At 45.3% G+C, this 10,857-nt stretch carries 7 protein-coding genes and 2 pseudogenes; 7 read left to right on the plus strand and 2 right to left on the minus strand.

All coding sequences use genetic code 11. From position 1 onward, the window contains the following. Positions 1–169: 169 nt before the first annotated feature. The 5 genes and pseudogenes from B5G09_RS11180 (at position 170) to B5G09_RS11200 (ending at position 4,955) form a co-directional block, all read left to right on the plus strand. Positions 170–829: a hypothetical protein gene (locus tag B5G09_RS11180; protein WP_087405210.1), complete on the plus strand. Its 660-nt coding sequence runs from the start codon at positions 170–172 to the stop codon at positions 827–829. A gap of 760 nt (positions 830–1,589) precedes the next feature. After that, positions 1,590–2,905, plus strand: a pseudogene (locus tag B5G09_RS11185) (hypothetical protein). Between the two features lie 291 nt (positions 2,906–3,196). Next, complete coding sequence (locus B5G09_RS11190; RefSeq protein WP_241147646.1) at positions 3,197–4,204, plus strand: HNH endonuclease domain-containing protein; 1,008 nt, start codon at positions 3,197–3,199, stop codon at positions 4,202–4,204. A 6-nt stretch (positions 4,205–4,210) separates the two neighbouring features. Next, positions 4,211–4,453 carry a hypothetical protein gene (locus B5G09_RS11195; RefSeq protein ID WP_087405212.1) on the plus strand — a complete coding sequence of 81 codons (243 nt, stop codon included), beginning with the start codon at positions 4,211–4,213 and terminating at the stop codon, positions 4,451–4,453. A gap of 34 nt (positions 4,454–4,487) precedes the next feature. Further along, the gene (locus B5G09_RS11200; protein ID WP_087405213.1) at positions 4,488–4,955 is read left to right on the plus strand and encodes a methyltransferase domain-containing protein; all 468 of its coding nucleotides are present in this window, start codon (positions 4,488–4,490) and stop codon (positions 4,953–4,955) included. 170 nt (positions 4,956–5,125) lie between these two features. Here the strand turns inward: B5G09_RS11200 and B5G09_RS11205 are convergent, their stop codons facing one another. Both B5G09_RS11205 and B5G09_RS11210 read right to left on the minus strand, forming a co-directional pair. Next, a complete protein-coding gene (locus B5G09_RS11205) occupies positions 5,126–5,812 on the minus strand; it encodes a hypothetical protein (RefSeq protein ID WP_143256544.1) in 687 nt (228 codons plus the stop codon). Between the two features lie 65 nt (positions 5,813–5,877). Beyond that, complete coding sequence (locus tag B5G09_RS11210) at positions 5,878–7,917, minus strand: DNA/RNA helicase domain-containing protein (RefSeq protein ID WP_241147647.1); 2,040 nt, start codon at positions 7,915–7,917, stop codon at positions 5,878–5,880. A 602-nt stretch (positions 7,918–8,519) separates the two neighbouring features. On the opposite strand from B5G09_RS11210, the gene B5G09_RS14385 reads away from it, so the two are divergent. Together B5G09_RS14385 and B5G09_RS13960 are read left to right on the plus strand one after the other, a co-directional pair. Then, positions 8,520–8,804 carry a YdeI/OmpD-associated family protein gene (locus tag B5G09_RS14385; protein WP_241147648.1) on the plus strand — a complete coding sequence of 95 codons (285 nt, stop codon included), beginning with the start codon at positions 8,520–8,522 and terminating at the stop codon, positions 8,802–8,804. A 1,762-nt stretch (positions 8,805–10,566) separates the two neighbouring features. After that, positions 10,567–10,857 (plus strand): annotated as a pseudogene (locus B5G09_RS13960) (hypothetical protein); the annotation flags it as partial.

Here is a 10,857-nt window from a genome sequence, read left to right on the forward strand (position 1 = left end):
TTTATTTGAGAGACTGAAAAAACACAGGTTTTCTTAAATCGATTTCAAATAATTTTTTTGTAATGAGTTAACTTTTTCAGAAAGATCAAATGGGAATAAAGTTGTTTTATTAGATTAAGAGATAAATATTTTCTAAATTTGATAGAAGAACTGTTTGAAATATATCGCTATGATTGAAGAGGTGCGTTATAACAACAAAATACTTTCTCCACAAGAACGAGCGGAGTTTTGTAAAATGGCAGATGCAACTATTAAAGATTTCTCTGATTCTATCCAAGGTTTACAAGAATGTATGAAGGAGATAAAGTCTTGTGAGGAATCTGAGTTTAATAAGGTTTTCCGTATTATTATTGAAGTGGGAAGATTTATTGGATATTCTTTTTGCGATTGTGTCGTATTGACCAAATATTTCATAATAACAGCAAATCCATACGAAAAAAGTTTTTTTAGAGGTAAGTTACAAGTTCAACTTAATGAGAGTTTCAAGAAGTTGTATGGTTTTAAAGAGAAAGATCAAAGAGAATCATATAGTGCAAGACTTGCTGAAGTTATGCCAATGTTTCCTGGCTTCCGGGCAGAGTATTTTGAGATTATGTCAGATTTGAAATTGATCGCGATGTGTGATTCATGGTGGAAGGATGTGCGAAATATAGAAGTTCATATTGATGTAAATGAACTGTATAAGTATAGGAATGAAATTGTAAATGAAAGTAAAGTTGCAATGGAAGCCTATCGGTTAATAGATTTTTTTAATCGTTTGAATAGTCTTATGGCTCGAATGAATCGAGCCTGCATAAATTTTATGATACGGCATTTAAAAGTGGAATGATATATTTACTATCTTTTAGAGGTGTGAAATAAAGAATATCCTTTGGCCTTGATTCGGTGTCGTCGCGAGTTCATTTTGTTTTGAATGTTCTTGGGATGACAGTTGTTACCTTGGATACCAATGCTAGAAATACTGGACGGAGGTGTGTGACTAGTTGTCGGCCGACAGTCGCAGAAAAGTGTAAATGCATATCGATTTGCACTTGCACTTTTGCACTATGGGCAGCGCCAGTTGGCTTTGTTGTTGGGGATTGGTACGATAATGTGTCTCAATGACAACCTCTTAATATACTGTTCCTTCATAAAAGAAATTTGCTGGTCCTCAAGAAAATCCGTAACTTTGCTTCTCTAATTGAATAAAAACATAAAGCTTACAATGCTGCAAAGAAGAATGAACAACAGAAACACCGTATTGGATCGAGGCATAAAATGCCTTGAGAGATTGTTGTGTGTCCATACTTCGGGCATTGGAGCATTCTATACTTTTGGAGACATTTTCCGACGAGCGTCTGATAAACCATCGGGGATACGATGATGTGCTGGTATCCCGCTGAAGCGATAAATGAAAACCGTCGGAGAGTCCTCACCAAACTTTTCGACGGTTTTTGTTTTTGGATGTTTCAATCAAGAAAAGGAGAATGGTAAATGATGATACAATATATGAGCGATCTTGATTTAGGTGTGATATGTCATCGAGAACGAATACCTGATGAACGGGTTTGATCCGGGAAAGTTTATTGAGATTTAATGAGCTTAAAGAGATGAACAAAAGAATGAGCATTGATAGAAAGCTCCTTGCCAATTTGGCGAAGAAGGTTGGCCTGAATACTTCTCACTTGGATATGTTGGGCGACAGGCAGCATTGGGAGATTGTCGTTGGCGGCGGTTTGCTGGAACGGTTGGTTGATATACAGCGCCAATTCAAACGGCTGGCCGTGATGGGTGACGATGAGTATCGGGGTTTCTATATCGAGGTGCCGCGGCCTACGCCGGAAGAGTGGGGCGATGCCGAGGAGTTGATTGCTTCGGGGGAATATGACAGCCGGGAGGCGTTCTTGGCGGATTGGCTTGCATTCAACCCGATGGAGACACGGTGGTTCCATGTCGCCTCGACCCGATACGGGGATTCCCGGTCGCTTCGTGTTACGGACCGGAAACGTACCATGTTCATCATCACGAACTGTCCTGCTTGTGCTGATGGGGCCCCGATGATGCGTGGTTCGGGGATATTCTCACACGTCTCTTCGACTATCTGCAACGGCTGATTGATGTTGTTGTTGCGGATCTCGACAGATTCAATGACTATGTGGCGCACAACCTTCCGTACCAGCAACGTACAGGACGGATCGCACAAAAGGAACTTAATCGTATAGTACCGAATTGCAAAATTGAGGTGGAAGATAAGGAGACGGCCATCAAGGCTTTGGAAGATTCGATGCACGAGCGTTCCATGCCTCTCTTGGAGACCATGACTATCCGGCTGTATTGCACCTATTACCGCATTGCTAACGAGGCGTATGAGGCTTACTATCGGAAACGGGGCGCCAGCGGACGTGTTTATGAAGATCCGCAGGATGTCCCGGAAGAGCTGCGGGATGTAGCTTACTACAAGCGGATGAAGTTTGTGGATGTGGAGACCCTGTACGACATTGACAGTACGGAGGATTTCATACGGTTTGCAACGGACCACTATGGAGAACTGGGACTTTCGCGTCTGAATATCTTTGCCTCAAACAAGCGTCAGCAAGGCTGGATGATTGTTGTCTCCAACAGTTATTCGGCGAATGTCGGACTAGCTATCGAGGTGGCTACCGCCCTGTATAAGGCCGGAGTGCCGCTATTGATATACGATGCAGAGCGGCTTCTGCGAATCCTGCGGGAGGAGGATTGGGTGCGGCTGATTCCCAGCTCATTTCACAACTATATGGGCTATCAGGAAGAGGGCACTGTATACGAATTGCCGTGGAAATACGAATGTTCGGACGATTCTAATTCGGTTCTGACCAAGGAGCAATATCAGGCAATTATCTCACTTGCAGAATGGCATCCGGAGGAGCAGGTTAAACCTATCGCTTAGTGGATTCGTGGTAATTGTTAGCTTGGCTTATCTCTATGCGGGGGCGTATAGGAGAAAGCCAAGTTCTTTATTTGTTTTGATAGGGTTGATAGAATGATGTAGAGATGGTATTCCTATGATCTCGAATATTGTATCACTAAATTATGATATGGCGATTTTTCAAAAGATAAAAATTGGCGACTGAAAATATTCCGTTATCTTTGTAGATAAGGCAATTAAATCTTTTGTATGCAAATCCCGCATTCCGACATATTGACAACCAGATATTTGAACCGAGTTTTTGACAAGACCGTGGCAACCTACAAATATTATTGGTTCCTTGGCATACTCGACTTGTTTGTGAAGCAGGGAAAAACAAGGATGAATGTCTGGGAGATTATGATTACAATGGTGGCAAATGCCTGGTATCCGGTGAATTATTTTCGTCTTTCGTTTGGGAAGTCGGAATCTCTATATGAGGCGATCTTGGTTTTGCAAAAAGAGTATAATATTCCCATCAATATCAGTGTCCGTGATCTGACGGATTTGTTGAAAGAGCTGATTCAACGACCTGATGTCCGAAAGCGGTTAAACTTTTTGCAAATGAACGTTCCGTTTCGTTTTTTGCGTCCGTGGATTGATACGTCTGATGACCGTCAAATCGTTATTCGATCCCAAACGTTCGAGAACGGATGCCTCTATAAACTGGAGAAAGAGCATGGAACGTTATGGATCGAACTGAATCCAGTATGGCAGGACTATTTGAGCGAAAATTACGATATTTTGTGCGCTTTTGCATATTGGGGATTAACTGGCTTTTTACAGGTGAGAAACCCGAATGTCCCGAATATCCCCAATAAGTTGGTCAAAAGGGAAGAGCGTAACTCATTATTAGCTCAGCATAGATTTTGGAATACGGCCATGAGCAATGGGTTGGAAGTCAGATGCTTGTATACAGGGACTCTGTTGGACGAACACACATATGAGTTGGATCATTTTATTCCATGGAGTTTCGTTTCTCATGATTTGCTTTGGAATCTCATCCCTGCCGATTCAAGTATTAATAGCTCTAAAAGTAATCGTTTGCCCGATTTGGATTTATATCTCCCGAAATTGGCTGAAGCTCATCAAGAAGCTTTACGTATCAATCTGAAAATAGGGAAACAGAGCAAATTATTGGAAGATTATCTTTCTATGGGGCATACTCCTCAAGAAATTGTCAATATGGATCGGGAGCATCTGATGGATTGTTTCTTCCAGACATTTACTCCAATGCACCAGATTGCGTTGAATATGGGATTTGAAACTTGGAAATATTGAGATATTATGGAGATTTGTGATTTAGCTAAGGCCCTAGATGCCTTTTATGAAATAGGCAAGGAGCGTAAAGAGTGTAATGCGTTGGTTCAATGTTTTGGTATCAAGTATGCTGATATAATTGAAGCGCAGCATATCAGCCCTAATGATATTGTTGAAAAATCACAATTAAAGGGAACAGCTTATGCAACAGAGTTGCGAAAGGGAATAAAATTGGCTAAATATGTACGTTTAGATGATAGCGGTCTATAAGAGTGTTCAATAAGGACGGACCAACAGTCAATTTATGGAGCCTGTAAAGATAAATCATCCCTATCTTACGGCAATCAAGAGGTCGCGGTTGTCGGCTCCGGCTCGTTATCTACTTCAGCATGATTTGCTGAAGGGTCGGATTCTCGATTTTGGATGTGGCCTCGGTTTCGATACGGATGAACTAAGACGGCAGGGACATGATATTACGGGGTATGATTGCTATTATCGTCCGGAGTACCCCGAAGGGGAATTCGATACGATTATGTGCATTTATGTCTTGAACGTGCTGGAACCTTATGCACAGGCCGAGGTTATGATGGATATAGACCATTTGTTAGCTCCGCACGGGACAGTCTATTTTGCCGTTCGTCGAGACTTGACAAAAGAAGGGTTCCGTATGCATCCCATCTATCGAAAATACACTTACCAATGTAACGTCCAATTACCTTATCCAAGTCTGGTTTACAATTCAGGCTTCGAGTTGTATCAGTATCAGCGATGAAATAGATCACTTATTGTAGCCTCATGAATTGTGCCTGTTATAAATGTAGATTCAAGCTTAATCTGTCTCTGTATCCGTTTGCGTAGACGAATTCTTTGGTTTTGGATGTAAAATGGGGATTATAGGCATGTATGATTCGATGGTGATTTGGACATAGAATAACAATGTTGCTAAAATTTATTATTGAGAGAGGTGCTAAAAGGATCTATGTGATGTGCATCAATCACATGGTATTGTCCTCCATAGGGTAATGTAATGAGTTGGCCACATATCTGACAGCGATACCCATACAGCTTCTTGAGATTCAGGCAGACATTTTTATCTATTCTTCTGATTCTTGCTAAATGTGGCCTCTCGATAATTTGGGCTGTTTCGTCATTCAATAATAAACTTTCAAGCAGCGACTCTTCGATGGGATGAGCTATAAGCTCTTGTTTAGCTTGGTTTATTTCATGAGCGGGGATCGAAACTGCCTCCCAGATGTCTTTATTCGCAGTCGCATAGAACACAATAGAACTTCGTAGTTCGTCTGGAATTCGAATGTTGTGTGTCTTGCCCCCTTGTTGAGTAAGTTCTTTTTTTAGAGCCAGCTGCTGTTCAAGGTATTGTGTTAACTCCGGAAAAGCAAGACGCATCGCCTTGGCAAAAGGGTGGTTGGGACTATACCTCACCTGATACATCTCAGGATGGTTGGGATATCGTTCTCTATTGAAATTTTGATTGATAACATCTATATCTGTGAAGAGCTGATTATCCCACATTATAGATATTTTTCGAGTCTCACCAATAGCCAGTTTTCCGAAAAGCTCAATAAACTGGTTGAGTAATGCCGTTCGGATGGTAAAGCCTTGATACAAAAAGCTTTTGTCTATATCTTTTAGATCAGTTCCATAAGATCGATGAAAAAGTGTGGCGATGTATTTTATATTTCCTCCAGCCCTATTGACTTGAGGTATTTGTAGGTGCCGTCATAGAATTCTGGGAGTCGGGTTGCATCCTCAGGGAATCCATCGACGGTCTTGTTGGGATTGCCTTCTGGAACGCAAATGACCATGCCGATACGGGCGCGTGTTAGGAGGACACGGTAGGCATTCAACATGTATTTTCTTCGTTCGAGGCTGCTTTCGGTTTGCCCTGATTCTTCGCGCCAGGCAGTTCGGCCGTTGAAATTGAAGTATCGCCAGCTTCCGTTTTCGCAGCGCAGGTCGGCATCCCAAAGAACGCAGGTATAATCCAGTTCGAGCCCTTGTACCTGGATCTCGGTTGCCGCATCCTCGAGGTAGTTGGAAGAGCGGATGTCAGTCTTATCCTCCAGGAACCAGTGGACAGCATTTTCATCGCCTTGACCCAGAACATCGACGGCCAACGGCTTAAAACGTGCGGCAGTCTTGCTGACGAGAACTCCGGAGCGTTGTGAGCCTCGGGTGTTCTTGCGTAGCCAGGTCCTTGCCTTGGTCATATCTCGGGTCAGAACAATCGGATAGTGCGCTTTGATTGTGTCGTACAGCGCAGCGGCATCCGGGTTGAAGGAGAGTAAGGCGTGCACAAAGGCGGAGAGGTTCTCGGCTCTAAACGAACGCAGGCTAACCCCCAGATGGAGTTCCGGCGAGAAGGTCACTTTGTCATTACCGGCCAGTAGTTCATTGACCCGCCCTTCTGCATATTCCGCCTCGGTTAGCTTGTCGGAGATGTAGATCCTCCAGTGTGTGAATTTCTCGTTGAGGGCTTTGATCCATTCCGAAATGCCGGCCTCCCCGGTGTTGATCTCCTGCCCGCCACCGACCAAGCATACAATCGTTGCCCAATCCTCCCGTTGATCCAGCGACCAAATGAGAAAGGCCGCCTCGGAGTAGGGAAAATTCTGGATCTTGAGTTTGTTGCCGTAGGTTCCTCCGCGTTTGAGGTAATCTGCGAGCCGCTTGTGGGTCCATGAACGCTGCGCTTCGTCAAAAATGGCGACATGTTCCACCTCGCCATAGCCGGCTTTGGCAAGCTTGATCGCTTTCTTGGGATCAATCTCAAGGACGCCATTCTCAATCGGAGTTTTTAGCTTGGCCAGCATGTTGTCCCGATAGCGGTGGATAATCTGGATGAATTTTCCAACCTCCCTTCGCGAATCCGACCGGTTCTTTTTCTCGCCCCGAGCTTGGCACTTCTTTTGGTTGTCGATGGCCAGAGCCTCGGTCAGCACCGCGACTAACGGCCCGTTGCCCGAAAGATAGACGGCCCCTTCGTCTTCGCTCAATTTCTCGCCATTCTGGTAGGATTGTTTGACGGCAACATCCAGCCCGACCAACGTCTTCCCGGCTCCCGGTACGCCCGTAACAAAACAGATGCTTTTTTCGCCCTTCTCTCGACTGGTCTTGATCACATCGAGGATATATGCAATCGTGCGATCTGTCGATACCTTGTCCGCTTCGTGGCGGGTAATGTCCTCTACCGAATGGTTCTCGTAGAGCCTTTTGGCAGCCTCGATGATAGTCGGAGTGAGTGAGTAGGGGCTGATGATCCAGTCGGCTCCCAGACTTGGATCTGGCGCTGTGGCTCCAGCATGTGCCAGAACATCCGCAATGAGTTGTTGAAGTCCGTTGGCTCCCGTCACCAAAGGGTTGTATATGGAATCATCATATACCGATGGCCGAAACTCGTTTGAACCGCTTTGGAGTCGAGTCGGTATGAGAATCGGGACAATGGTTCTGTTTTGACTCAGCAGATGGAAATTCTTCAGGTCGAGGGCATAATCCAGGACCTGTTCGATATTCAACTGAAGCATCTCCCGTTCTCCGACCTTGAACTCGAGGCAGAAGATAAGCCCACGAAGCAGCAGAACGACATCAATTCGCTTTCCGAGTCGTGGAATGTCGTATTCGAAAATGATCTGTCCATCTTCATCCTTCCACGGTAGCAGGACCTCTTGCATGATGTGGATCTCGTCGGTCCAGGCTTCATTGGTTGTGGTCATAGCAACTCCGTGATAGTTATTCACGAAAGTTCCCAACAGAGCTTCAGGAGACTGCTGTAAAAATTCGTGTATCGTGGCGAGATATAGACAACGAGTCATAAGCAAAGCGAATAGATTGTGGGGCGTGTTTCCCGAATATCGATGAATACAAAATTAAGATAAATCTAACAAAATCAGCCATCCTGGATATATAAATAAAGTTTCAATGGATGGGAAAAGAGTGTTTCTCGGATTTGCCCCGCTTTTGTAGCCCTCTACATGTGCTCGTTTCGCATTAATTTGCGTAATTTTGTATGTTGGAACAGACTGCTGCATAAGATCATGGAGATTCATAATTTATTAGATGCCAAATCGAGGTTGGAGCTACGCGAGTGGCTTCAGGAGAACCACGACAAGGAGATGGAATGCTGGGTGGTGGTCAAGCGGGGTCGTCCTGTTGATGACGATACCTTCTGGTATGTCGATGCTGTGGAGGAGGCTTTGTGTTTGGTTGGATTGACAGCACAACCAAAAAGATCTCCGAGGAGGTGACGGCTCAAAAACTTTGTCCTCGGAAACCTCGCAGCAATTGGTCGGAACTGAACAAGGAACGATGCCGTCGCATGGAACGGCTGGGTTTAATGACCGATGCGGGGCGGGCCGTCTTGCCGGATATGAGCGAAACCGGATTTTCCATTGATCCCGATATTTTGCAAGAGTTGCAGTCTGACCCTGTTCTCTGGGAAAACTTCTGCCGCCTGCCGGACCTTTACAAGCGGGTGCGGATTGATACGATTCAGATCAAAAAGAACCTGCCCGAACTTTTTCGGAAGCGTCTCGACAAATTTCTTGAAAACACACGCAAAGGCATTCTCTTCGGCGAGTGGAACGACAACGGGCGGTTGTGAGTTTAGCTCCTGTTCATCCGGCAGCAAGGTAAGGGCCCGGAGCGAAATGCCAACCTCAGGCCCCAATGGGGTTTCCGCAGTGAAAGGCCTCTTTCGGTGGAGCCCTTTCCTTGCGGAAAAGGTTGTCGTATTCGCTCCGGCCCGCTTTTGAAGATGCTACCGATGGAAAGGAGAAAAACCATGCTTCGGCTGGGTGTTGAGGTCCCCGTTTCCCGGCCCATCTTTCATCCAAAGGTCTCGATCCCCGCTGCCGCCTAAGATTAATTTGTTGCCCATTTTTCTCGCGTTTGAGCCGCGATGAGGTTCGACGATATAAGTTATGCTCTGCGGTGGTTTTTGAGGTGTGCGGCCTGTTTCTGCGGCTTCTATCGTGTATTTATCGAGCTTCTGCCATTGGCGCGGCGCCCAACCCTCCCCGATGCAAGAATGAGGACAATGGCCGAAGCCTTGTTGTCGCTCCAGCCCTATGTACCCAGCTGTTATCCGCAAATCAATATGTGCAAAACAATAAAACAGAGAGCCTGCAAAACAGTACGTCAGTAAAACAACAAAACAGTGTGTCAACACAACAGCGAAACAGCAAAACCGTGACTTCAGTCAGTACTTCAGTCAGTCAGACTTCAGTCAGTACTTCAGTCAGTACTGACGTCAATCAGTCAGTCGGCCTTTTTGAAGAAGACGCCCTGCAGGCCTTCCTTTTTTGATCGGTTTTGTTCCCGATGTCGGCTTCGGGAACGGGCAGTTCGCCTCTTCAGATTGGCCGGCGAACAAGTGGGAACGGGACGTGATATTCGACCCGTTTTTTGGGGGGCAGAAACATTATATGTTTTGCCCCCGGCAAGCTGTGTTTTCCGTTACGCGAAATAGATTTCGTAACAGAAAACAGCTTGCCCGCAAGGGGGTGGAAAACTCCTCCGAAGTCGTCGTTTTTTACAGGGCACCCCATGTGCCGAGACCGGATTTTAACCGCCGAAGGGTTTCCGGCACCCTTCGTTCAAAAATGGGGACCTTGGAAGGCATAATTGCATCCTACGGGCAAAAGAAAAGGAGCAGACTTTCAAAGGCTGCTCCGACAAATGGGGATATTATGTTTCGATTCTCGGATGAAAATCACACCGGTTTTCTGACTGTAATCACGAGATATGACGAACATTCAATGGCTTGTTCCATCTCAAATCGAGGCCGTAACACGACCCTTTCTTCATACACATAAGCAAGTAAAACAATGGAATTAGCCGTCCCAATGGCCTTCTCACACGCTCAATTCCATAGAAATTCTGTCAATTATTACCATGATTTGCGGCGGTTAAGGACCATTCTTTTGTGCACAAAATGCGCTGGAAAACCTGCTTATGGGCACACCCAAATATGACCAAACCATTGCTGTCAGTGGAGGAAAAGTAGGTTGCACTCCATTTATCGAGTTTATTTTTTGAGTAATTGCAAAGACATAGACTACCCAGAAAGAAACTTTTCCTCTCGGGCATGTCTTCAACACTCAATTCGTAAACATTCCTGCCCCAACTACCTGCTATATTCTGTCCGTGGCAGTGGTTGGCGTCGGTGTGGCAGTGGTTGGCGTCGCGTACCCTTATACAACCAATGATTCCTCTCGGTAACTTTGCCTTGTGAAACATGACCGGACCGAATCCTTCCCCCTCCGCACAGACAGAAGGGCAAAAACAGATCATTGTAGCCTGCTGGATATCGGTCTACATTAAACACAGAGGAGCTTCGTCTCCTCCATGCAAAATTGAATGCTATGGAAGACCTTATTTCTCGCAGCAAACAAGGAAAACCGGGTAGGCCTCCCAAAGCCGATCCGGCAAAAAAATGCGTCATGGTCCGATTTACGGACGAAGAATACGCCCGTTTCCTGACCATGTTCGAAAAATCCGGTATGCATTCAATGGCTCGTTTCATCAAAGGACAGGTCTTTGACAAAACATTTCGCGTCATCCAAATGGATCGAGGTGTGACTGAGATTGCAACCATTCTATCCTCCCACAATGCTCTATACCGTAAAATCGGAGTCAATTACAATCAGGTTGTA

It is taken from the genome of Alistipes sp. An54 (genome assembly GCF_002159375.1).
Taxonomy (GTDB): Bacteria; Bacteroidota; Bacteroidia; order Bacteroidales; family Rikenellaceae; genus Alistipes; species Alistipes megaguti.